The sequence below is a fragment of the Kitasatospora sp. NPDC058478 genome (assembly GCF_042720345.1).
GTDB lineage: Bacteria > Actinomycetota > Actinomycetes > Streptomycetales > Streptomycetaceae > Kitasatospora.
This window is the reverse complement of record NZ_JBHXML010000003.1, coordinates 73,936-95,982: the sequence shown is the minus strand read 5'-3', so window position 1 is coordinate 95,982 and position 22,047 is coordinate 73,936. Positions and strand designations below refer to the sequence as shown.

Here is a 22,047-nt window from a genome sequence, read left to right as displayed (position 1 = left end):
CGCGGGCGCGGACCGGGGCAGACGCCGGGGCATGAACCCGATCGAACAAGGCCTGCGCGCCGTGGACCGCTTCCAGCAGCACCGCCGGGTGCCCGCCGTCGTCATCGGCGTCGTGCGCAAGTACGGGGACGACCGGGGCGGGCTGCTGTCCGCCCTGATCACCTACTACGGCTTCGTCGCCCTGATCCCGCTGCTGCTCCTGCTCAGCACCGTCCTCGGCTTCGTCCTGCACGGCCACCCCGGGGCCCAGCAGTCGGTGCTGAACTCGGCGCTCGCCGACTTCCCGATCATCGGCGACCAGCTGCGCCAGAACGTCCACTCCCTCCAGGGCAGCGGCCTGGCGCTGGCCATCGGCGCGCTCGGCCTGCTGTACGGGGCGCTCGGCATCACGCAGGTCCTCCAGCACGCCATGGCCGAGGTCTGGAACGTGCCCGGGGTGCAGCGGCCCGGCTACTGGCCCCGGCTGGCGCGCGGCCTGCTGCTGTTCACGGTCCTGGCCGCCGGCCTGGTGCTGGGTACGGCGGCCGCCTCGCTGGTCGGCAGCGCCCTGGGCGGGGTGCCCGCCCGGGTCGGGGGCCTGCTGGTCTCGGCGCTGCTGAACACCGCCCTGTGCCTGGCCTGCTTCCGGGTGCTCACCCCGCGCGAGATCCCGACCCGGGCCCTGCTGCCCGGCTGCGTCGTCGCCGGGCCGCTGTTCACCGTCCTCCAGGCGTTCGGTTCGCTCCTGGTGACCCACGAACTGCGCCACGCGGGCCAGGTCTACGGCTTCTTCGCGACCGTGATCGGCCTGCTCTCCTGGCTCTACCTGGCCGCGCAGATCACCGTGTACGCCGCCGAGGCCAACGCGGTGCTCGCCCGTCGGCTGTGGCCCCGCAGCCTCCTGCAGCCGCCGCTCACCGCCGCCGACGAGAAGGTGCTGTCCTCCGTCGCCCGTCAGGAGGAGCGCCGCCCCGAACAGCACGTCGAGGTCTCCTTCCACGACGGGGAGCGGCCCGGCGGGGCCGGGGAGGACGGCCCGCACGGCCCGTCCTCCCCCGGCGCCCGGTGACACCCCCTGCGGTTACCGCCCGTCCCGGCCCGGGCGGTGCAGCTCGCTCGCCGGGGCGGCGGTCGCGGGCCGGTACACGGTGAGCCCGGCCGGGGCCTTGGACAGCCGCAGGGCCCCGCGCGCGGGGACGCTCTCGCCGTCGACGGCGATGCGGGCGGCGTCGCCGAGGGAGTCCAGGTCCAGGGCGCGCAGCCGGGCGGCCCGGTAGACCCGGGACCGGTCCAGGGTGCCGGACAGGAAGGCGGCGGCCAGGCGGGTGCGGGCGAAGGGCCGGCCGCCGTCGACGACCCGGACGTCGAGCTGTCCGTCGGCCAGGGCGGCGCGGTGGGTGGGGGCGAAGCCCGCCGGTTCGTACGCCCCGTTGCCGGCGAACAGCAGCCACAGCCGGTGCGGGCGGCCGTCGGCGTGGACGGTGACGGGTTCGGCGGTCGGCAGCAGCTTGGCGACGGCCACCGCGAGGGCCGGCCACTTGCCGATGCGCTTCTCCAACTTCTCCCGCTGGTGGACGAGTTCGGGGTAGATACCGAGGCTGAAGGTGTTCACGAAGGTCCGGGCGCCGGCGTCGTCGGCGGCCAGGCCCAGGTCCACGCCGACGGCGGTGCCGGCCTGGACGGCCTCGGCGGTGGCCTCGTGGGTGGTGGCACCGAGGTCGAGGGCGAAGTGGTTGAGGGTGCCGCCGGGGAAGACCGCCAGCGGCAGCGCGCGCTCGACGGCCAGCGCCGCGGCCAGGTTGACGCTGCCGTCGCCGCCGCACACCCCGAGCGCGCCGCCGGCCCTGGCGGCCCGGTCGGCGGCCTCCGTCAATGTCTTCGCCAGGTCGTCCTGCGGCCCGCACACCCGGACGTCCGCCTCGGGCAGCAGGGCGCGCAGCGTCCCGGCCACGTCCTCGGCGGCGGGAGCGAGCGGAGAGCCGCTGCCGGAGCCCGAGTTGACCACCACCGACAGCCCCCTCCCCTGCGGCAGGGCCGGGGCCGGACAGGCGGCCGGGGCGGCGGGCGGCGGCACGTCGGACGAGCGCGGCCACCAGTGCAGGGTCGCGGCGGCCGCCGCCGTACCCAGCGCCGCACCGGCCAGGACGTCGCCCGGGTAGTGCACGCCGGTGTAGACGCGCGAGAGGGCCACCGCCGCCGCGACCGGCGCGACGGCCGCGCCCAGCAGCGGGGACTCGATCGCCACACCGGCGGCGAAGGCGGCCGCGGACGCGGAGTGACCGGAGGGGAAGGAGGTGGTGACGGGCTGGCGCAGCAGCCGACGCACGGCCGGGACGGCGTCCAGCACCGGGCGGGGCCGGCGGGTGGCGTGCTTGGCGACGGTGTTGGCGGTGGCCGAGGCGATGGCGAGCGAGCCGAGGCCGCGCAGGGCCGCTCGGCGCCCGCGGCGTCCGCCGACCGCGCCGAGGACGGCGGCGGTGCCCATCCACAGCACCCCGTGGTCGGCGGCCCGGCTCAGGGCCCGCAGCCAGGGGCGGGTGCCGTGCAGCGGCGCGGCGGCGATGCGGTCGAAGAGGGCTCGGTCTATGGCGTCCAGTCGTGTGGTCTTCAGTCGCTTCATCCGACGAACCTACGGCGCGCGGGCGACAACGCCGGGGAGGAGGCCGGGGGTGTGTCGCGGCGGCCGGCCGGCCGTGACGGGCCGCGTACAGGGTCCGGAACTCCCCCAGCAGGGCGGCTCGGTGTGGCTGCTACCCCGCGCTGCCGTCCCACGCCGCCACCCCGCGCTGCCACCCCGCGCCGCTACCCCGCGTCGCGCGGCGGCAGCCCTCGGGTGATCCGGTTGAACAGCTCGGCCAGCGGCTCGCCGAGGTCCTGACCGAACTCGGTCAGCCCATAGGTGACCTGGGGCGGTGTCGTCGGCTCGACCTTCCGCCAGACCAGGCCGTCCTGGACCAGCGCGCGCAGGGTCTGGGCGAGCATCTTCTCGCTGATGCCGTGGATGCTCTCGCGCAGCTCGTAGAACCGGAGGTCGTTGCTCTGCAGGGAGATCAACACCCAGATGCCCCACCTGCTGGTCACATGGTCGACCACGTCGCGCGCGGGGCAGTCGGTGTGAAACACCTCATACCGCTTCCCGGCCTCGCCCTGCCTGTGCTGCACACCTACCACCATGTCCTGAGCTTACGTCAAGGTATGTCCTTACCAAGGGTTAGCCCTGGCTCCTAGCGTGAGGACCACCGAGGCCACAGCGGCCACGGCGGACGTCGAACGAGGAGTTGACCATGATCGTGGTGACCGGGGCTACCGGCAATGTGGGCCGGCCGCTGACGCGGGCGCTGGCCGAGGCGGGCCAGCAGGTGACGGCGGTGTCGCGACACGCGGCGGCGGTGCCGGACGGGGTCCGCCACGTGGCGGCCGACCTGGCCGGGCCGGCCGGCCTCGAACCCGCGCTGGCCGGGGCGAAGGCGCTCTTCCTGCTGCTGTCCGGCGACCTGCACGCCGCCGGGGCCAACCCGGCCGACCTCATCGGCCAGGCCGTGGCCGGCGGGGTCCGCCGCATCGTCCTGCTCTCCTCGCAGGGCGTGGCGACCAGGCCCTTCGGCCCGACGCGGATCGCGATGCGCGAACTGGAGGACGTCCTGCGGGGGTCCGGCGTGGACTGGAGCATCCTGCGGCCGGGCGGCTTCGCCTCCAACGCCCTGTGGTGGGCCGAGTCCGTCCGCGCACAGCGGGTCGTCGCCGCGCCCTTCGGCGACGTCGGGGTGCCGATCGTCGACCCGGCGGACATCGCCGACGTCGCGGCGGCCTGCCTGCTGGAGGACCGGCACAACGGCGGCGTGTACGAGCTGACCGGCCCGGAGGTGATCACCCCGCGCCAGCAAGCGCAGGCCATCGCGGCCGCCCTGGGCTCGCCGGTACGGTTCCACGACCTCACCCGCGACGAGGCCGGCGCCGCCATGGCCCAGGGCATGCCGGTGGAGCTCGCCCAGGACACCCTGGACATCCTCGGCTCCCCGAACCCGGCCGAGCTGCGCGTCAGCCCGGACGTCCAGCGGGTCCTCGGCACCGCCCCGCGCCCCTTCGCCGCCTGGGCCGCCCGCAACGTCGCCGCCTTCCGCTGAGCCCGCCCAACCGGCCCCGTCCGCACCACACCGGCTCACGGCTAACAGCCGACTCCGGATGTTCCGGGTGTGGAACCGCCGATCCCGGGCAGACGCCGTCCGGGGCGGACCGAGCCCCCACTACCGAGAGGAGTGATCCGATGAGTGCCAAGGACAAGCTGCACAACGCGGCCGAGAAGGTCCACGGCAAGGCCAAGGAGGCCGCCGGACGGGCCACCGGCGACCGGGTCGTCGAGGCCGAGGGCCGGGGCAAACAGATCAAGAGCGACCTGAAGCAGGCCGGCGAGAAGATCAAGGACGTCGGAAAGGACTGACCCGGCGCACGGCGGCCGCGCCCGCGCGGCCGCCCCGCCCGCCCGGCTACTCGTGGGCTGCCCACCGGCCGGAGGGCCACCGGGCCTGCCATGTCCGTCGAGAGGCACGCCCGAGGTCGACCGGGGTGGCCTGCCGTCGCGAGGAGACTCGCCACCGGGCGGGTAGCCCTCCGAAGATCAGCTGGACGCGACCTTGGGCGCGTATCGCAGCAGCACGACGTCGCCGATCGTCCGGGTTCCGAGAAGCGTCATCCGCCGGTTGCTGCCACCGGGGTAGTTCGCCGGGTGGAGGAACCGCGGGGCGGTGGCGTCGCCGACGAGCAGCGGGGCGATGGCGAGGTGGATCTCGTCGGCCAGGCCCTGGGCGAGGAACTGGGTGTGGATCTGCCCGCCGCCCTCGACCATGAGGCGTTCGACGCCGCGGGTGGCGAGGTCGTCGAGCAGGGCACCGAAGTCGACGGTGGGACCGGTGCTCACGACGTCGGCCAGGCCGTCGAGCGCTTCGCGGAGCTTCGGTGCGGCGGTGTCGGTCGTGTAGACGACCTTCTTGTCGCCGAAGTGCCAGAACTTGAGGTCGCGACTCAGGTCGCCGCTGGCGGAGATGGTGACCTTGAGCGGATATTCGGGCTTGCCTGCCGCGATTCGGTCGGCCCGGCGCTTGTCGCTGTTGACCAGGAGTCGCGGGTTGTCGCTACGCAGGGTGTTGCCGCCGACGAGGATGGCATCCGACTCGGCACGGACCTCGTCGACGCGGTCGAAGTCCTCGGCGTTCGACAGCAGCAGGCGCTCGGGTGAGGCGTCGTCGATGTGGCCGTCGATGGTGGTGGCGACGCTCAGCAGGACGAAGGGGCGGGAAGCCATCGTGGGGTCCGTTCTCTCAAGGTCGGCAGAGACTTTGGTGATCACACTTCATGGAGCAGGAGGCTGTCGAGTGCCTGCCGGAACCGGGCGACCTCTGGTACACCACCCCATCCGCGCAACAGGGCGTCGAGTCGGGCCAGTTCGGTGAAAATCCGGGCTGATCCGGTGCCCGCGGCGATCGACAACGCCGCACAGGCGGTTTCGGCGGCCCGTTCGGGGCCCTCGACGGAGAGTTGGGCGACGGCCGAGCGGGAGAGGTAGACACCGCGATCGCGTCGGTAGGTCGCGGGTAGGGACCGGATCGCCTGTTCGAATCCTGCCACCGCTTCGCGGTGGCGGCCCAACAGCGTCAACGACCGGGCACGCTGGGCCTCCACGTACGCTTCGTTCAGCCAGCGGCCACGCCCGACCGGTGCTTCGGGCCGCTCGGCGAGCAGCGAGAACGCTTGGTCGAAGGTGTGCTGGGCCGTCCGTTCGTCGCCGACCAGTGCGTGCCCGTGCGCCGCGTACACCGCCCCCATCGCACTCAGCCGGCTTCCGGGACCGGCCAGGCGCTGGGCGGACGCGGCGAGATCGATGGCCTCGATCGAGTCCTGCATGTCGCCGGCGAGCTGGGACTTCCGGGCCATGATGTAGGCGGTGAGGTCCTGGTCGCTGGAAGCAGTCGCCCAGTCGACGGCTCGGTCCGCCCAGTACTGGGCGGCGCGGTGGTCACCACTGTCCTGGTAGAGCCAGCTGCAGAACTCGGCGTACTCCGCCTGCACTTGCAGCAGGTCGTGCCGGTCCCGACCGGAAGCCTCGCGGCGCAGGTGCTGGATGAGGCGGACGTGTTCCTGTGCCGTGGCGACGACCTCGCGAGGCCCGAGGACGTTGTCGCACTCGACCAGCGATCTGCGGAGCGATCTCATGTTCTCGACCGGGTGGACATCCGGGGAAAGGACGGATCGAACGTCCGGCACCGTGAACCTCGACGAGGCAGTGGCACCCTCAGCGGTGGTGACACCCCGCAGCAGGGCCTGGCGCGGCATGGTCACGAAGACGATCCTCCCGTCGGCGGTCCGGCAGCCGACCCGGACGCCGCCGTCCATGAGCGCCATGGACACGGCGCCGGCTTCCGCGCCGGCCAGGGCTCCGCTGACGCCAGACCCGTCCCACTCCGCGGGTGTGGCATGCCGAGCAGGTCCGCCGGAGGGCGACGCGGTTCGCGCCGACCGCGCATGGCCAGCGGGCACCGCCACTTCGGCAGGCGCCAGCAGCAAGGCGAGTTCAGTCGGAGCAACCCTCAGTAGTCTGGCGAGGTTCGCCATCTGCCACGGGCGTGGAAGTCCGGCGCCGCGCTCCCACCGGCCGACCGTCGTCCGGTCGACCCCCATCGCGGCCGCCAAGGACTCCTGCGTGAATCCCGCGCTCACGCGTTGCGTGACGAGTCGCTCGCGCCGTGCACTCATCACCCACCTCCTGCCGCGCTGGAAGTCCGTCCGCTGCAGGAGATGCCAGGCCAGACGCCGGTTTGCCACACGGATGCCTCATCGATGCATCAATTCTGCTCTGTTCAAAGCACGTTCGCAGCGGTTCTCTGAGGTCTCGCCGGATGAACCGGCGAGCACGATCGGGAAGGAAGGTCAAGGCATGGAGATCACCGTGCAGACGAAGGCCGACGAGGACGGCCTGCTGGTGGCCAAGCGGAACATCGCCGCCGCCCGCGCGAGGTCCGAACAGCCCTCCGACGTCTCCGGCGGCCGTTCCGACGGCAACGACAACTAGCCGGAGTGCCCACGATGCCTGACACCGCCTCGTGGGCGGCGCGTCTGGGCGGGGACCAGTTCCTCGCCCGGACGCTGCACCGCTCCCACCTCGTGATCCCGGGCGACCCCGCCGATGTCGCAGGCCTGCTGTCCTGGGACGACCTGAACAGCATCCTGTCCACCCACCGTCTGGAACCGCCCCGACTCCGTCTTTCCGCTGACGGGGAGACCCTGCCGGCCCACCGGTACGCGACCGCCACCACCAACCGGCGCGCGGCCACCTGGCACAGGCTCCAACCTGCCGATCTCCACGCCCGCCTGGCCGAAGGGGCCTCCCTCGTCCTCGACGCCATCGACGAGATCCACCCACCGATCCGGTCCGCCGCCGAGGACCTCGAACGCTTCGTCGGTACCCCCGTCCAGGCCAACGCCTACGCCTCATGGACGAAAAGGGAGGGCTTCGGCACCCACTGGGACGACCACGATGTCGTGGTCGTCCAGTTGGACGGCGCGAAGCGTTGGCGCCTCTACGGACCGACCCGGACCGCGCCGACCTGGCGCGACGTCGAGGCGCCCGCCGAGCCGACCGGCGAACCGATCGCCGACCTCGTCCTGACCGCCGGCGACATGCTCTACCTCCCCCGCAGGTGGTGGCACGCCGTCACCGCCGACCAGGGCAGCGAGTCCCTCCACCTGACCTTCGGCCTCGTCTCCCACACCGGAGCCGACCTCCTCGGCTGGGTCGTCGACCTGCTGCGCGCCGACGCGGCCCTACGCCTGGACGTGCCGCGCTTCGCGCCGGCGGACGACCAGGCGGCCTACGTCTCAGCTCTCCGGCGGGCGGTCGTCTCCGAACTCGACGACCCGGAGTTGCCCGCCCGGTGGGCGGAATCGCTGGACACCACGCACGGGGGCCGTCAGGCTCCCTCGCTTCCGTTCGTCATCGGCCTTCCGACGCCCCGGAGCGAGGACGGCGAGACCATCACCAGGAGGGTGAAGGTCGTACTCACAGCGCCCCGTGCACGCCTGACCCGCAACCAGACGACGGGAACGGTGACCCTCGCCGGAGCGGGCACCGCGTGGGCTGGCAGGCCGCCGTCCCGCTCGGCGCCGACCGGCGCAAGGACACCGGGACCGGCCTCAGCGCCACCGAGCAGGAACTCCTGCGGCTGCTCGCGTCCGGCCTCACCGACGAGACCGCCGGCCGGAGCCTGGGCCTGTCGGCACGCAGCGTCCGCCGCCAGATGGCCGGGCTGATGGAACGCCTCGACGCGTCGAGCCGCTTCGAGGCCGGCCTCAAGGCGGCGCAGCGCGGCTGGCTCTGAGCGACCGCTCCCCCGGCACCCGGCCGGCTACGGCTGCCGGGCGAGCAGGTCCTTGATCACGGTGTCGAACCCCCGCGGGGGGGCGACCGAGAAGGTCGGCGACGTCCTTCGTCGCCCGGTCGTACCGGTTCTCGCCGTGCAGCCTGGCCATCGTGGCGATGTGGTCGAACACGTGGTCCGGCAGGCCTTGGTTCCTGAGGTCGTGCTCCAGCCACTCCTGGTAGGGCACGTCGACGTACGTCACGTCGCGGCCCAGGGCGGCCGAGAACTCGGCCGCGATGGCCGTCATGTCGCGGGATCGAGCCCCGGTCAGCTCGTAGACGCGGCGGGCCCGGGGAGCAGGATCGAGCAGGAGTGCGGTGACGACCTCGGCCACGTCGGCGGCCGCGACCGGTGAGGTCCGGGCCGAGCCGAAGGGGAGGCGGATCGTGCCGTCCCGCCGGATCGAAGCGGCCGCCACCTCGGTGAAGAGCGGATTCTCCATGAACACGGTGGGCCGGACGTGGACGACCGGCGCCCCGGACCAGTCGAGGACGTGTTCGGCGAGGTAGTGCAGCCGCTGCTGCCGGGACTCGGCGTCGCTGGTGAGGTCCATCTGCGAGACGGTCATCTGCGAGATGCTGACCAGCAGTTCCAGGCCGGCGCTCTCCCGGGCGGCGGCCGCCACCGTCGCCGCGGCCTCCAGGTAGGCGGACGACACGCTCATCCCGAAGTAGGCCCGGCGGCAGCCGGCCAGCGCCTCGACCACGTCCGCACCACGGGTGAGGTCACCGACCAGCACCTCCACGCCGCCCATCGTCCTCAGGTCCGAGGCCCGTTCGTCGTCGTGGTGCACGAGAGCCCTGACGGGCACGTTGTGCGCCCGCAACCGCTCCAGGATCCTTCGCCCGACTCCGCCGACGCCGCCGCCGGCGCCGGTGACAAGGACAGGTTCTACGAGCACGGCGATTGCCTCCTACCTACCTGACCGGGACCTCCGGTGCACTGCCAACGCTCCCGCGCCGGGAAGGTTCCGCAGGTCCTTGACGCCAGGACGGGCGCATCGGCGTCCGTGGGGACACGTCGGGCGCATCAGTGTCCGGTCCGGCCCGGGTCGCAGGCCTGGCGGGCGGAGGCGGCGAGCCGGTCGGCGAGCGCGATGACGAGGCCGCGGAGTTCGTCCGGTCGCTCGATGACGAACGGCCGGTCGAGCGAGGCGAGTACGGGGGGCAGCCAGTCGAGCCGCTCCGCCCGCAGTTCGACGTGCAGCCACCGCTCGGTGTGCGGATCCGTTCCTTCCTTGGGCGCCGGTGCGGGCTCCTCGATGCTCGCGACGCTGGCGGGGAGCCGGGCGCGGATCTGCTCGACCGTCCCGTGGATCCGCAGGGTCACCTCGTACCGGTACGCGGCCTTGGCGAGCCCGGACAGCACGCGCCGGGCCGGATCGAGCCCGGCGGGCAGCTCGAACGAGCCCGGCAGGGGCCTCGCGTCCGCGATGCGATCGAGCCGGAAGGTCCGGTCCTGGCCGATCTCGGGATCGACCTCGGGATCGGTGCCCGTGACGTACCACCGCCCCGCATGGGTGACGATCCCGTACGGGTGCAGCGTGCGTTCGCTCCGCCGGCCGTCCCGGGCGGTGTACCTGATCGAGATCGGGCGGCGGTGGCGCACCGCGTCGGCGACGGCGAGCAGGACGCCCGTCTCCGGGGTGGCCGCCTCGCCGGGCTCGGCCGTGAAGGCGAGGGATTCCAGGACGGCGTCGAGCCGACGGGCGAGGCGCTCGGGCAGTACCCGGCGGATCTTGGCCGCCGCCGTCTCGCCCGCGGTCCCGGTCGCGGTCGCTGCCCCACCCGCGGTCCCGGTCGCGGTCCCGGTCGCGGTCCCGGTCGCCGCCCCGGTCGCCGTCAGCAGCCCCGCCCTGCGGCCGACGACGAGGCCGAGCAGCACGGCGAGCGCCTCGTCGTCGTTGAGCATGAGCGGAGGCAGGCGGTACCCGGGGGCGAGCCGGTACCCGCCGTAGCGGCCGCGGACCGCCTCGACGGGGATGTCGAGGTCGACCAGGTGGTCCACGTACCGCCGCACGGTGCGCCCGTCGACGCCGAGCCGGTCGGCGAGTTCGGCCACCGTTCTGATGCCGCCCGACTGCAGGAGTTCCAGGAGGGTGAGCACGCGGCTGGTAGGTCGGCCCATGTCCACGAGCCTAGCGCTGATACCGGACCGATTCTGTCCACTATCTCCTCTACCGTCCGGGGTGCAACGGCTTCACCGACCTGAGGAGAGCGCACCATGGACTTCGTTTCGATCCGGATCATCACGGGCGACATCGCACGCCTCGTCGGCTTCTACGAGCGGGCCACCGGGGTACAGGCGCACTGGTCCACCGAGGACTTCGCCGAACTGCGGACCGCCGGCGGGACCCTCGCGATCGGCAGCACCCGGACGGTGGCACTGTTCGCGCCCGGCTCCGCCCGTCCGGCCGACAACAACAGCGTGATCTTCGAATTCCTCGTCGCCGACGTGGACGACGTGTACCGGAACCTGACCGGCTTCGTCACCGACTTCGTGACCGAGCCCACCACGATGCCCTGGGGCAACCGGTCGCTCCTGTTCCGTGACCCCGACGGCAACCTCGTCAACTTCTTCACCCCCGTCACACCGGCGGCCGTCGAGAAGTTCGCCCACTGACGACAGCCCGGCCGCCTGGGCGGTGGCCGGTCCCGGCGGCACGCTCCGCACCGGCCCGCGGGCCCGGGCCGCCGCCGGGGGTGGTCGCGGGCGGAGGGCGGCTGGGGCAACCTGGTACCACCACCCCGCCCGACCGCGACACCATGGGCCCGCCCCACCGCCGATCCCCTGAGGAGCACGTCATGACCGACCGCACCCGCGAGCACCTGCTCGCGGCCATCGAGATCGCGGCCGACGCCCGGGCGCACGGCAACCATCCCTTCGGAGCGCTGCTGACCGACCCCGCCGGGAACGTCCTCCTCACGGCCGAGAACTCGGTGCTCACCGACCGCGATGTCACCGCCCACGCGGAGACCAATCTGGTGCGGGAGGCCTCGCGCACCCTGGCCCCGACGCAGCTCGTCGACGCCGTCCTGTACACGAGTACCGAACCGTGCGCGATGTGCGCCGGGGCGATCTACTGGAGCGGAATCCGCAAGGTCGTCTACGCGCTCGCCGGGGCGGAGCTGAACGCCATCGCCGGGGTGGACCCGGAGGAACCGGTGCTCGACCTGCCGTGCCGCCAGGTCTTCGCCGCCGGCGGCAGCACCGTGGAGGCGTCCGGCCCGCACCTCTTCGAGGAGGCCGCCGCGGTGCACACGGGGTACTGGGGGTAACGCTCCGGCCCGCCTCTTGGGACTCCTCGGTCGGACTGCTCAGGGCTGCTCAGGGCTCCTCAGTCCGGCGGCTCGGGCGGGCGGGGCACGCCGGGCTCGGGCTCAGGCCCGGGCGGCGCGGGTGACGGCGTAGCGGGGCCCGGGAGCACCGGATCCGGCGGCGGCTCGGGCACACCGGGCGGCAGCGGAGGATCCGGCACCAGGGGCGGGGCGGACGGGTCGGCCGGCTTCGGCGGACTGACGGGTCCGACGGACTGGGACTGCGGCTGGAACCGGGACTGCGGCTGGGGCTGGAGCTGCGTGGAACCGTACGGCATGGCTGCTGCTCCCTTTCGTCAGAAGATCCGACCGCCGTAGAACGGGTCGTAGTAGAGCCCGTAGCGGTCGCGGACGTCGGCCGACACGTCGGCCGCGCCGTCGTCGAGGCCGGGACCGTTCCTGATGTCGTCCTTGGACCGGTCGACGTACACCTTCTGCTCGCCGATCTCGATCCGGATCACGGTGCCGGCGGGCAGGAGCACCCGCCTGCCGAGGATCCACGGACCGGTGTCGACGACCAGGTGCTGGGCGCCGACGGCCTCGGACAGCTTGTCGATCTTGCCGATCGCTCCGTCGGTGGCCTCGACGTGGAAGCCGATGAGGTCGGTGCCCGCCGTGTGACCGGCGGTGTCCCGGAACTCCCAGATGTTGACGCGATCACTCACGACCGTCTCCTTCCGTCGTCGGGTCTGGCTGTCGGGTCCGGCTGTCAGGTTTGGCTGTCAGGTCTGACTGCCTGATCGGGCTGTCGGATCGGGCTGTCGGTACGCTTCGGCTGCCCCCGATCCGGAGGTTCATGCCGCTGTGTCGTCGACCGTGGCCTCGACCGGTCCGCCGCCCTCCTCGACGTGACGCTTGAAGTCGGTCAGGTCGTCGATCACCCGCCGGTCGACGAACCCGAGGGCCTCGGCGAGGTGCTCCCAGAGCCCGTGCGGTTCGACCTCCAGCTGGAACATCACCCGGGTGGCGGCGTCGCCCACGGCGTGGAAGGTGACCACACCCTGGTGCCGCACCGGGCCAGGGCCGCTGTCCCACGCCACGCGGTCGTTCTCCACCAGCTCCGTGGTCACGGCCCTGAACTCGCGCGGGCCGGCGGCGGTCCGGACCACCCAGCTGGTGTCCTGGCCCGACCGGTCGACCCTGACCACACCCCGCATGAACTGCGGGAACTCCTCACACCTGACCCAGCTCTCGTAGACCGTGCCGAGCGGCGCCGCCACCTCGACGGACTCCTCGATCCGGTGCATCGCTCCTCCTGACATGTCGGTGCCCGCCCGGCCGGCGGGCCTTCAAGCCCCGGCTGCCCCGTTCCCGGGCCGATATGCACCCCGCCTGAACCCTCGACGCGGACCTTCGGCCCGTCCTCCTCACCCGTCTCCCCCGGCCCACCCCCCTCACCCGAACGGCCCATCGCCGTTGCCGGGCCCCCACCTCACCTCCGGCAGGTGTGAATCCCGCCGAACGGGAAAACGGGGTCCGGGAAGCGGGCCCGGGGAAGGCCCGCCCACAGCGCCGGCCCGGGGAAGGCCGGCCCACAGCGCCGCGCTGCGGCCGTCGCGGGAGGAGAGCGAGCGTGTGGTGGAGCCTGTTCCGTCTGCTCCTGGCAGGTACGGGGGTGGCCCTGACCACCTACGTCCTGGACCGGACCGCCGAACGGCTGGTCCGCAGATTCGCCCCGCACCGGCCCGGCAGCGTCATGCCGGGGATGCTGCGCAGCTGCCGGCGCCCCCTGGTCACCGTGCTCGCCACCTCCCTGTCCCTCGCCGTCCAGCCGTGGGTCGGTGGTTCGCCGGAGACCCGGGAGCAGCTGCACCACCTCCTGGTCCTACTGGCGATCGCCTCCGGCGGATGGCTCGGCGCCCGGGCGGTCGGGCTCGTCGTCGAAGGCGCCGTCCGCCTCGCCGTCCACCGCCGCGACCCCTCCTCGGCCGGCCGCGCCCGCACCCAGGCGGGTCTGCTCGGCCGGATCTGCCAGGCGATCATCGCGATCGCCGCCCTGGGCGCGATGCTGATGACCTTCCCCTCCGTACGCGGCATCGGGACCAGTCTGCTCGCCTCGGCGGGCCTGGTCGGTGTGGTCGCGGGCATCGCCGCGCAGAGCGTGCTGGCCAACCTCTTCGCCGGGGTGCAGCTGGCCTTCGGCGACCTGGTCCGGATCGGCGACGTGGTCGTGGTGTCCGGCGAGTGGGGCACCGTGGAGGAGATCACCCTCACCGCGGTGGTGATCGCCACCTGGGACCAGCGCCGCCTGGTGATGCCGATGTCCTACTTCGCCGGCCGCCCGTTCGAGAACTGGTCGCGCCGCTCCAGCCGGATCACCGGCACCGCCTTCCTCCACCTCGACCACCGGGCCCCGGTCCCCCTGCTGCGCAAGGAGTTCGACGCGTTCCTCGCCGACAGCCCCCTCTGGGACGGCCAGGGCAGCGCCCTACAGGTCGTCGACACCACGCCCACCACCATCGTGGTCCGGCTCCTGGCGACCGCCGCCAACGCCGACGACGCGTTCTCCCTCCGCTGCCAGCTCCGCGAGCACCTGGTGACGCACATCTGCGAACACCACCCCGAGGCGCTCCCCCGGGTGTCCGTCACCCCGGCGCCCCGGACCGAGCCGGACACCCCGCGCGCCCCCTACCCGCCACCCGCTCAGTAGTCACCCAGTAGCCCCTCAGTAGCCGCTCAGCAGAGCACGCACCCGTCGCAGCTCCTCCGGACCGACCGTGCTGTGCCAGCGGCCCGGGTCCGCCGGACGTCGCCCCCACAACAGCAGGACGCGCACCGCGGCGTCGCTCTCGATGGTGGCCGGGCCCTCGGGCGGGGCCAGGGCGATGGACGCACCACCGGCGTCCGCGGTCACCAGGACGTCGTCGGTCCCGGGGACGCGCAGGCGGGCCTCGACGCGTCCCCCGGGCCCGAGGTCGAGTCCCGCCACGCCCCGGGCCAGCAGCGGCCGGCCGACCAGCCGCACACTGTGCGACGTCATCCACGGCTCGGCGAGCGCCTCCCGGGCCGTACGGTCGTCGCCGGTGAGGTCCCACCGGTGGAGGATCAGCTCCTCGCGCAGGTGCTCGGCGAAGAACGGCACCGTCACGGTCCGGCCGGTCCACCGCACCTCGGTGTCCGGGGGCAGGTCGCTCTCCGCGGCCGCGGCGACCTCGGCCAGTTCGGCACAGCGGGCGGCGAAGGCCTCCCACAGCTGTGCGTCGGACATCCGCCGGTACGGTTCCTCCCGATCGAAGCCGCGGGTCTCCACGGGCTCGCCCGCGTGGAAGGCGCGCAGGACGCGGGCGAGTTCCTCGGCGTTGCCGGTCTGGTGGGCGAGGACGTCCCGCACCGTCCATGCCTCGCACCACGTCCCGTCGTCGGGCCTGCGCTCCTGGACCGCCCGCACGAACGGGACGAGTTCCGGCAGGACGTCACTGACCGCAGCGGGAATCATGCGCCATGGGTATCCCGGCAGCCGCGCCGGGCAAACCTGCCGCCCGACAGTTCGACTGCCGGATGGTCACCTGGCGGTCCGGCCGGTATCCGTGGGCCCTCGTCGGCGACCGGACGACAAATGTTGATTCTTCAACTATAGTGGCGATGCCGCGCCACCCCGCCACCGGCCCTCCAGGGCCGTCCCCCACCTTGCGGAGGAACCATGGACCAGCTCGTCACCGACAACACCGAGAAGTCGCGCTTCGAGATCCAGGACGGCGGCGAACTCGCCGGCTTCGCCGAGTACCACCGCTCCGGCGACGAGATCGCCTTCATCCACACCGAGATCGACCCCCGCTTCGAGGGCCGCGGCCTGGCCGGCCGCCTGGCACGCGCGGCACTGGACACGGCCCGCGAGCAGGCACTCGCCGTACTCCCCTACTGCCCCTTCATCCGCAGCTGGATCACCAAGCACCCCGAGTACACCGACCTGGTCCCCGCCTCCCACCGAGCCCGCTTCGGCCTCTGAGCCGCACGTCGGCCGGCGCCACGGCGAGAAGCGTGAGACTCCCCGGCCCCGGATTGCCAACTTCCCTTCCGGGGAGGCGGCTTGCCGAACGCAGTGATGCCTCGCACAATCGCTGTCATGTCGACGAACACCTCGGAAAGCCACTCCGCGCCGTCCCCGGCCCCGGCCCCCGGCAGGCGCGTGCTCCTGATCGGCGCGTCCCGGGGCCTCGGCCTCGCCCTCGCCCAGGAATGGGCGCGGGCCGGCTGGCAGGTCGTGGCCACCGTGCGCGGCTCGGGCCGGACCGGCCTGCACGAGCTCGCCGATGCCGACGCCCACGCCGGGCAGGTCGAGATCGAGACCGTCGACATCACCGAGCCCGAGCAGGTCGCGGCGCTGCACGGTCGCCTGACCGGCCGGACGTTCGACCTGCTCTTCGTGAACGCCGGCGTCACGAACCAGCCCGAGGGCACGGTGGCACAGACCTCCACCGAGGAGTTCGTCCGCGTCATGGTCACCAACGCGCTGAGCCCGCTGCGCGTCATCGAGGCCCTCCAGGACCTCGTCGAGCCAGCGGGCACGATCGCGGTGATGTCCTCGGGCCAGGGCAGCGTGGCCAACAACGAGCGCGGCGGCCACGAGGTGTACCGCGGCAGCAAGGCCGCGCTCAACACGTTCATGCGCAGCTACGCGGCCCGGCACAGCGGCGAACCCCGGCCCCTGGTCCTCATGGCCCCCGGCTGGGTGCGCACCGACATGGGCGGCTCGGACGCCCTGCTCGGCATCGACGAGAGCATCCCGAACGTGGTCAGGACGCTCGACGCCCTCCGGAGCAGCCCGGGCCTGCACTACGTCGACTACCTCGGCCGAACCGTGGCCTGGTGAGCGCGGCGCTCCGGAGCAGCACGGCGCTGATGGGCCGCGAGTTCGACCCGACCGTCGAGCCCGCGCAGCACCCTGCTCCCCCCGCTCAGGAGGGGAGGGCGGCGAGCCAGTCGGTCAGGATCCGGTTGACCTCGGTGGGGCGTTCCTGTTGGACCCAGTGCCCGCAGCCGTCGAGGATGTGGCTGGAGAGCAGGCCGGACAGGGTCGCGGGGTAGGCCGCGATCGCGTCGGCCAGCCAGGTGGTGGAGGCGTCCCGGCTTCCGCCGATGAACAGGGACGGCTGGGTGACGGGGGCACCGTCGAAGTCGGCGAGGTCCTCCCAGTCCCGGTCCATGTTCCGGTAGCAGCCCAGCGCCCCGCTCATGCCGGTTCGCTCGAACTCTCCGGCGTAGACGTCGAGTTCCTCCGCGCCGAGCCAACCGGGCCGCCGTCCGGCGGGGAACCGGTCACGAAGTGTCCCGCCACGGCTGACGAAGTGCGGGTCGGGTGCGCCGGCCGCCGGCATGGTGTCGGCGGACAACGCGGCGTAGAAGCCCGCGAGCCAACCACGCACGTCCGGTTCGATCTCGGCCTCGGCCCGGCCCGGCTCCTGGAAGTAGGAGACGTAGAACTCCTCGTCGCCGCCCAGTTGCGCGAAGACCTCGCTGGGCCTCGGGCCGCCCCGCGGGAGGTAGGGAACGCTCAGCAGCCCCACGGCACGGAAGACGTCCGGTCGGATCAGGGCGGAGTTGGCGGCGATGGTCGAGCCCCAGTCGTGGCCGACGATCACCGCGGACCGTTCACCCAGAGCGTGGACCACCGCGACGTTGTCCTCGACCAGGTCGAACATCCGGTACGCGGCCACCTCCTCGGGCCTGGAGGAGCGCCCGTACCCGCGGACATCGATGGCGACCGCGCGGTATCCGGCAGCGGCCAGCACCGGCAACTGGTGGCGCCAGGAGTACCAGGACTCCGGGAACCCGTGCAGCAGCAGGACCAGCGGCCCGGTGCCCTGCTCCACCAGGTGGATCCGGCCGGCGGGCGAGGGGACCAGCCGGTGAGTGGGGCCCGTGGTCCGCGACGGTGACATGTGTCCTCCTGGGATCTCGATCCGGCGTACGCCAAGTTCGGTTCGGCGAACCGACATTCGACGACCCGCTGTTCGGCGGCGTGATGCCGATGCAGTGCTGACGCAGTGCCGATCATGCTGCGCGCGTACCGCGGAGGGCGAGGCCTGTTGCCGTTTCAGCAAACCGACCCGCGGCCCGCCCGTGACAATGCTCCGATCGGTCGCCCCTATGGCCCGCACGGCTACGTCCTCGCGAGCAACGCGCTCAGCTGCCCGATCCAGGTGTTCCGTAGGCAAACGCCCAGTTCCGGGCGGTCGAAGCGGCATCAAACCCACCGAGTCGTTCGGCACAGCGCACATGTTCTCGCGAAGGTGTGCAAGGTGGCGCCGAGACGACACAGGTTCGCGCTGCGGGTCACCGATTCACGCTGGCCGGGCGTGGGCGTACGAGATTGGCCCGTACTGCCTCGGATTCGTCGAACATGACGGTCAGATCGTCGGCGGGGATGGTGAATCGCCCTTGCGCCCAACGTCCTGCAACGAGCCAGACCGAGTCCGACCGGTGGGGATCGCCCTGGTCATGGCGGACGGGCGCGAAGTCGAGCCGGATCCAGACGGGGGTGGCGCCTCCGGAACCCCATTCGACCCAGGCCAGCTCGGTGTGGAGTATCTCGCGGTGGAGCAGGCCGGACCAGCGCGGGTGGTCGGTGACCGATATAAGCGCGGGGAAGCCGGAATTGCCGGGCCTGGTCGGGAACGTCTCGATCGGCTGGTCGAATACTTCGATGCCATAGCCGTCGAAGCTGTCGTTCCAGATCAGAGTGAACACCACGCCGAGGTGCGTGGTGAACTGGCAGCCGAAGGTCGGCTCGTGCCCCTGGCGCAGGTCCCATTCCGCGGGCTCAAGCCCGTCGGGCCCACCGGTCGGCACGACGTAGTCGACCTGGTCGATGAGCAGGCCGCGCAGTGAGGCGACGGTTCGCTCCAGTTGCCGTGCTGTGGTCTTCGGTCCGGTCATGACTACGATGATCACACTGAGCGGTGCGGTGTGCCGCTGTTTCTCTCCGCCCGGGCACTGTCAGGGTCCGGGGTTCTACCGTGACATCGCCGCCGGTTCGTCGATGCCCCCAACCGGCCGGGCCGTCGTGGACGACCACCCGGTCATGGGTGCAATCGTTCTCCGACGCCCCAACCCCCTGGAGAAGACCCGCTGCGCGCTCCCCCGCGGCTGACCGCCCAGGCTGGCCACCGCGCCCTTCCGTTCCTCCTGCAGATAGATCTCGCAGTCACCCCCGGAGTAGTAGTCCCGCAGCACCACGAAGACCCCCGACCCCGCGTCGTCCACACTCCCCGCCCGCCAACTCCCCTGGTACTCCCCCAATGCCGCCCCCTGTCCGACGGGATCCTTCGCGCAGAAGTACCCGTCGAGCCGCACCTCACCGAGCCGGCCCCCCTCCCGCAGTTCGATCACCTCGTCCCGCGACGCCCAACGCCCCACGTAGTCCTTCGGATCCGGCCCGCCCGACCGGGCCTTCAGATACCCCGTCAGCCCCGCGATCAGCAGGACACCCACCAACAGGACAGCGCCCTCCCGGGACTTCAGGTACTTCCATCGACCAGCCACAGCTCCCCCTCACTCCACGCCGTCGTACTCGAAGTCACCGCGGCACCTCAGCCCTTCTCCATGACGAACCCCTTGCTCGCCAGCAGCCACAGGTCCTTCTCGTTGGTCATGGCCGTCAGCCAGATCCTGCAGTTGCCTCCCCCGTCCTTACGGGTCGCCGTCACATACACCCCCCGACCGGCGTCGTCGAGGTAGGACTTCTTCCAACTCCCCTCCAGTTCCGTCGGCTGTGCCGGATCGGCCGCCGCGCTGTCGCACACGTAGGCCGGCACCGTCGCGGACCCGATCCGTCCGTCCGGGAGGAACTCGAGCACCGCCGTACCGCCGCTCCACCGTCCGACCGGGTCGGGCACGTCAGGCCAGGAAGGCCGGAACGTCAGCCACACGACCACGCCCACGCCGAGAACACCGAGAACCCCACCCAGCACGCCGAACAGGACGCGCCGTCCCCTCGCCACACGATCCTCCATCGAATATCTGATCGACCAATTCACATGACATTCGAGCACCGAGAACAGTAGTGACCGGTGTCCCTTCGCGGCGAACCTCTCGACTGGGCCTACCCGTGTGCTTCTGTCGCAGACCTGCCCATTCCTTGGCTCCTCGGACACTGTCCACCTGTTGACATGTACGCGAGAATCATTCGGTGGACATCATCAGCGAACACTCAACGCCCCGCGGACGAACCCGCCGACGGGGAGCGAAGATCTCGCTCCTGCTCACCGTCCTTCTCGCCGGCTCCACCCTCCTCCCGGCGACGGCCTCCGCCGCCGGGCAGGACCCGGAACAGATCTGTGGCAAGACGGTCCAGGGCCGCATCCTGGAGAAGTACCGGGAGTACCGGACCACGCTCGGCTGCCCCAAGGACAACGAGCAGACCGCTCCCGACGGGGTGGGCCGGTTCAGTGTCTTCGACGGCGGCTCGATCTACTGGAGCCCCTCCACCGACGCCCACGCCATCTGGGGCCTCATCCGCGACAAGTGGGCCGCCATGGGCTGGGAGAAGGGCTCCCTCGGCTACCCCACCAGCGACGAACTGTCCCTCCCTGACGGTGCTGGGAAGCGCCAGGTGTTCCAGGGTGGCTCGCTCTACTGGCATCCCACACGTTCCAACGGCGTCCACCCCGTCTGGGGCCTCATCGGCCAGCGCTGGGGACAGGCGGGCTGGGAAGGCGGGGTGTACGGCTACCCCGTCACCGACGAACTCCAGCAGGAGGGCGTCACCCAGATGTTCGAGCACGGCCCCATCCGGTGGTCGCCGAACGAGACCGCGAACCCGCTGATCCCCCGCGCGAACGCCCAGTTCTTCCAGGGCAGCCCGGCCCCGGGCGACCTGAAGGAGAGCGCCACGCTGCTGCCCAAGGGCCCCGACCGGGGCATCGTCGTGGTGCGCGGCTACATCGGCGACGACGGCAGCCCGATCAACCACGCCCTGGGCAACCACCGCCTGTGGAGCACCGAACCCGAAGCCAGCTCCAAGGTGGCCATCGCCTGGGACACCGCCACGGGCCAGGTCGGGATCTACGTCGACCAGTCCTGTGTCGGGGATCTGACGTGCCGTAATGCCAAGCCTCTGGTGCGTACCGAGCACGCCAAGGTGGTCCAGGACGACCGGACCCCGCAGAACGAGTACTGGGCGGAGCCCTACGGTGACGGCGGCATCCGGGTGGACGTGTCAGCGGTCAACTCGTTCGTGGACGTCCCTGGCTCGCAGTACGCGGACCTCGGCCGGATCAACGCGACGTTCCACATCTACCCGCATCGCTACGACGACAAGAACAAGAACTTCACCGGCTTCGACGTCGACACGAACAAGGACAAGTACCCGTCCTGGGAGGTCCTGCGCTACCCGCGCCTGCTGGAGAACTCCGGTTCCCCGCAGGCCCTGTGGCAGGGCGCCGTGTGGCAGGGTTCCATCACGGACCTGAAGGCCCCGCAGCACCTGTGCCACCGGAACGACCCGGACCACGCACCCGTCAACATGACCTGCAACTGATCAACGCGGCAGGGCCGGTCCGTCCGGTCTCCCGCCCAGTCCACCGGCACGATGTACGCGCTGGCGGAGCGGGCGCCGATTCCGGCGCTGCGGAGGTGGCCGGGCGAGGGACTGGTCGCTTTGGAGGCCCTGTACGCGTGAAGTTCCGGCCGGGGGACAACATGTCCTACCAGCCGGAACTTCACGAGCAGTGGGGCCCCTGGAAAGCGCCGCACCGGTCGGGCCTTCTCGCGTTCGCGGCCACCCCGATGAGCGCTCACGGTGAGATGAGACTGCTCGAGGTCCGGTGCGACAGGACACCAGACAGCCTCGATACCGCGCCTCGATGCCGCCCCACCCTGCCGACACCCGGGCCCGGCCTGCCCGGACGGGGCCAGCAGGCCTCGGTCAGCGCACGATGAAGGCCTCGGTGAGGGACCCGCCGGGGGGAAGCTCCGAGCACGGAATGTCGGATGCCTGTTCGGAGATCGATTCGCCGGCCCGGGCGAGGACGACTCGCAGGCAGGCGCTCCCGACTTCGGAGGCCCCCCACCCCGTCGGGTACACCACGTCAGCCATCACGCCCACCACGACGGAGCCCCCGTCCCCGGCCAGCGTGACGACGTGCACCGCGGTGCGCGCCGCGAGCGCCTCCAGCGACATGGCCGTCTGCGGACCGGCGGTGAAGGCCGGTACCAGCCCGGCCGCGTACCGATGGGCATCCGCCCCGGCCTCGGCCTGCGCCCGGACGCGACGGTCCCCGGCCGCGGATCGGTCATGGACGGCAGTGACGACGAAGTCCGTCACAGCCAGCACCAGCACGGCGGCGGCCACGGCGAATACCCGGCGAAGAACCCTCATCTGATCCACTCCGAAACAGCCG

Annotated in this window: 25 protein-coding genes and 1 pseudogene; 12 read left to right on the top strand and 14 right to left on the bottom strand. The window is 72.0% G+C overall.

The window, feature by feature from the left end:
- The first annotated feature begins 31 nt into the window (after positions 1 to 31).
- A complete protein-coding gene (locus ACFWPT_RS02615) occupies positions 32 to 1,048 on the top strand; it encodes a YihY/virulence factor BrkB family protein (RefSeq protein ID WP_380478937.1) in 1,017 nt (338 codons plus the stop codon).
- Positions 1,049 to 1,060: 12 nt separating this feature from the next.
- Here the strand turns inward: ACFWPT_RS02615 and ACFWPT_RS02610 are convergent, their stop codons facing one another.
- Together ACFWPT_RS02610 and ACFWPT_RS02605 are read right to left on the bottom strand one after the other, a co-directional pair.
- Positions 1,061 to 2,599, bottom strand: a complete 1,539-nt coding sequence (locus tag ACFWPT_RS02610) for a bifunctional phosphatase PAP2/diacylglycerol kinase family protein (RefSeq protein ID WP_380370829.1) — start codon at positions 2,597 to 2,599, stop codon at positions 1,061 to 1,063.
- A 182-nt stretch (positions 2,600 to 2,781) separates the two neighbouring features.
- Positions 2,782 to 3,153, bottom strand: a complete 372-nt coding sequence (locus tag ACFWPT_RS02605; protein WP_063352484.1) for a helix-turn-helix domain-containing protein — start codon at positions 3,151 to 3,153, stop codon at positions 2,782 to 2,784.
- A 110-nt stretch (positions 3,154 to 3,263) separates the two neighbouring features.
- Here ACFWPT_RS02605 and ACFWPT_RS02600 point away from each other — a divergent pair, with 110 nt between their 5' ends.
- The gene (locus tag ACFWPT_RS02600) at positions 3,264 to 4,103 is read left to right on the top strand and encodes an NAD(P)H-binding protein (protein ID WP_363377008.1); all 840 of its coding nucleotides are present in this window, start codon (positions 3,264 to 3,266) and stop codon (positions 4,101 to 4,103) included.
- 140 nt (positions 4,104 to 4,243) lie between these two features.
- Positions 4,244 to 4,417, top strand: a complete 174-nt coding sequence (locus tag ACFWPT_RS02595) for a CsbD family protein (RefSeq protein WP_063352486.1) — start codon at positions 4,244 to 4,246, stop codon at positions 4,415 to 4,417.
- A 177-nt stretch (positions 4,418 to 4,594) separates the two neighbouring features.
- Here the strand turns inward: ACFWPT_RS02595 and ACFWPT_RS02590 are convergent, their stop codons facing one another.
- Complete coding sequence (locus ACFWPT_RS02590) at positions 4,595 to 5,278, bottom strand: RibD family protein (protein WP_380478934.1); 684 nt, start codon at positions 5,276 to 5,278, stop codon at positions 4,595 to 4,597.
- 41 nt (positions 5,279 to 5,319) lie between these two features.
- The gene (locus ACFWPT_RS02585) at positions 5,320 to 6,726 is read right to left on the bottom strand and encodes a helix-turn-helix transcriptional regulator (RefSeq protein WP_380370839.1); all 1,407 of its coding nucleotides are present in this window, start codon (positions 6,724 to 6,726) and stop codon (positions 5,320 to 5,322) included.
- 181 nt (positions 6,727 to 6,907) lie between these two features.
- Here ACFWPT_RS02585 and ACFWPT_RS02580 point away from each other — a divergent pair, with 181 nt between their 5' ends.
- The 3 genes and pseudogenes from ACFWPT_RS02580 to ACFWPT_RS02570 form a co-directional block, all read left to right on the top strand.
- Positions 6,908 to 7,042: a hypothetical protein gene (locus tag ACFWPT_RS02580; RefSeq protein ID WP_380370842.1), complete on the top strand. Its 135-nt coding sequence runs from the start codon at positions 6,908 to 6,910 to the stop codon at positions 7,040 to 7,042.
- Between the two features lie 14 nt (positions 7,043 to 7,056).
- Positions 7,057 to 8,280, top strand: a complete 1,224-nt coding sequence (locus ACFWPT_RS02575; RefSeq protein ID WP_380478932.1) for a cupin domain-containing protein — start codon at positions 7,057 to 7,059, stop codon at positions 8,278 to 8,280.
- Positions 8,223 to 8,348 (top strand): annotated as a pseudogene (locus tag ACFWPT_RS02570) (helix-turn-helix transcriptional regulator); the annotation flags it as partial. The gene ACFWPT_RS02575 and the pseudogene ACFWPT_RS02570, both read left to right, overlap by 58 nt.
- Here the strand turns inward: ACFWPT_RS02570 and ACFWPT_RS02565 are convergent.
- Positions 8,320 to 9,291 carry an NAD(P)H-binding protein gene (locus ACFWPT_RS02565; RefSeq protein WP_380478930.1) on the bottom strand — a complete coding sequence of 324 codons (972 nt, stop codon included), beginning with the start codon at positions 9,289 to 9,291 and terminating at the stop codon, positions 8,320 to 8,322. The pseudogene ACFWPT_RS02570 and the gene ACFWPT_RS02565 overlap by 29 nt on opposite strands.
- A gap of 128 nt (positions 9,292 to 9,419) precedes the next feature.
- Complete coding sequence (locus ACFWPT_RS02560) at positions 9,420 to 10,517, bottom strand: helix-turn-helix transcriptional regulator (protein WP_380478928.1); 1,098 nt, start codon at positions 10,515 to 10,517, stop codon at positions 9,420 to 9,422.
- Between the two features lie 96 nt (positions 10,518 to 10,613).
- Between ACFWPT_RS02560 and ACFWPT_RS02555 the strand changes: the two genes are divergently transcribed.
- Both ACFWPT_RS02555 and ACFWPT_RS02550 read left to right on the top strand, forming a co-directional pair.
- Positions 10,614 to 11,012: a VOC family protein gene (locus tag ACFWPT_RS02555; protein ID WP_380338495.1), complete on the top strand. Its 399-nt coding sequence runs from the start codon at positions 10,614 to 10,616 to the stop codon at positions 11,010 to 11,012.
- Positions 11,013 to 11,194: 182 nt separating this feature from the next.
- The gene (locus ACFWPT_RS02550) at positions 11,195 to 11,668 is read left to right on the top strand and encodes a nucleoside deaminase (protein WP_063352502.1); all 474 of its coding nucleotides are present in this window, start codon (positions 11,195 to 11,197) and stop codon (positions 11,666 to 11,668) included.
- Between the two features lie 335 nt (positions 11,669 to 12,003).
- Here the strand turns inward: ACFWPT_RS02550 and ACFWPT_RS02545 are convergent, their stop codons facing one another.
- Complete coding sequence (locus ACFWPT_RS02545) at positions 12,004 to 12,372, bottom strand: hypothetical protein (RefSeq protein WP_063352503.1); 369 nt, start codon at positions 12,370 to 12,372, stop codon at positions 12,004 to 12,006.
- 129 nt (positions 12,373 to 12,501) lie between these two features.
- The gene (locus ACFWPT_RS02540) at positions 12,502 to 12,954 is read right to left on the bottom strand and encodes an SRPBCC family protein (RefSeq protein ID WP_380370856.1); all 453 of its coding nucleotides are present in this window, start codon (positions 12,952 to 12,954) and stop codon (positions 12,502 to 12,504) included.
- Positions 12,955 to 13,280: 326 nt separating this feature from the next.
- Between ACFWPT_RS02540 and ACFWPT_RS02535 the strand changes: the two genes are divergently transcribed.
- The gene (locus ACFWPT_RS02535) at positions 13,281 to 14,357 is read left to right on the top strand and encodes a mechanosensitive ion channel family protein (protein WP_380370858.1); all 1,077 of its coding nucleotides are present in this window, start codon (positions 13,281 to 13,283) and stop codon (positions 14,355 to 14,357) included.
- 15 nt (positions 14,358 to 14,372) lie between these two features.
- Here ACFWPT_RS02535 and ACFWPT_RS02530 read toward each other — a convergent pair whose 3' ends face one another.
- The gene (locus ACFWPT_RS02530; protein WP_380478926.1) at positions 14,373 to 15,143 is read right to left on the bottom strand and encodes a maleylpyruvate isomerase N-terminal domain-containing protein; all 771 of its coding nucleotides are present in this window, start codon (positions 15,141 to 15,143) and stop codon (positions 14,373 to 14,375) included.
- 204 nt (positions 15,144 to 15,347) lie between these two features.
- On the opposite strand from ACFWPT_RS02530, the gene ACFWPT_RS02525 reads away from it, so the two are divergent.
- Together ACFWPT_RS02525 and ACFWPT_RS02520 are read left to right on the top strand one after the other, a co-directional pair.
- The gene (locus ACFWPT_RS02525; RefSeq protein ID WP_380370862.1) at positions 15,348 to 15,653 is read left to right on the top strand and encodes a GNAT family N-acetyltransferase; all 306 of its coding nucleotides are present in this window, start codon (positions 15,348 to 15,350) and stop codon (positions 15,651 to 15,653) included.
- Positions 15,654 to 15,770: 117 nt separating this feature from the next.
- Positions 15,771 to 16,517, top strand: a complete 747-nt coding sequence (locus tag ACFWPT_RS02520) for an SDR family NAD(P)-dependent oxidoreductase (protein WP_380370864.1) — start codon at positions 15,771 to 15,773, stop codon at positions 16,515 to 16,517.
- Positions 16,518 to 16,602: 85 nt separating this feature from the next.
- Here ACFWPT_RS02520 and ACFWPT_RS02515 read toward each other — a convergent pair whose 3' ends face one another.
- From ACFWPT_RS02515 to ACFWPT_RS02500, 4 genes are all read right to left on the bottom strand, one after another.
- On the bottom strand, positions 16,603 to 17,586 hold the full coding sequence (locus ACFWPT_RS02515; protein ID WP_380478924.1) for an alpha/beta fold hydrolase: 984 nt from the start codon (positions 17,584 to 17,586) through the stop codon (positions 16,603 to 16,605).
- A gap of 394 nt (positions 17,587 to 17,980) precedes the next feature.
- Positions 17,981 to 18,583 carry a hypothetical protein gene (locus ACFWPT_RS02510; RefSeq protein ID WP_380478922.1) on the bottom strand — a complete coding sequence of 201 codons (603 nt, stop codon included), beginning with the start codon at positions 18,581 to 18,583 and terminating at the stop codon, positions 17,981 to 17,983.
- A gap of 75 nt (positions 18,584 to 18,658) precedes the next feature.
- Positions 18,659 to 19,189, bottom strand: a complete 531-nt coding sequence (locus tag ACFWPT_RS02505) for a hypothetical protein (protein ID WP_380478920.1) — start codon at positions 19,187 to 19,189, stop codon at positions 18,659 to 18,661.
- Positions 19,190 to 19,236: 47 nt separating this feature from the next.
- Positions 19,237 to 19,659 (bottom strand): hypothetical protein, encoded by a 423-nt coding sequence (locus ACFWPT_RS02500; protein ID WP_380370874.1) that lies wholly within the window; start codon positions 19,657 to 19,659, stop codon positions 19,237 to 19,239.
- A gap of 176 nt (positions 19,660 to 19,835) precedes the next feature.
- On the opposite strand from ACFWPT_RS02500, the gene ACFWPT_RS02495 reads away from it, so the two are divergent.
- The gene (locus tag ACFWPT_RS02495) at positions 19,836 to 21,185 is read left to right on the top strand and encodes an LGFP repeat-containing protein (protein ID WP_380478918.1); all 1,350 of its coding nucleotides are present in this window, start codon (positions 19,836 to 19,838) and stop codon (positions 21,183 to 21,185) included.
- A gap of 387 nt (positions 21,186 to 21,572) precedes the next feature.
- Here the strand turns inward: ACFWPT_RS02495 and ACFWPT_RS02490 are convergent, their stop codons facing one another.
- Complete coding sequence (locus ACFWPT_RS02490) at positions 21,573 to 21,998, bottom strand: hypothetical protein (RefSeq protein ID WP_380478916.1); 426 nt, start codon at positions 21,996 to 21,998, stop codon at positions 21,573 to 21,575.
- Positions 21,999 to 22,047: the final 49 nt, after the last annotated feature.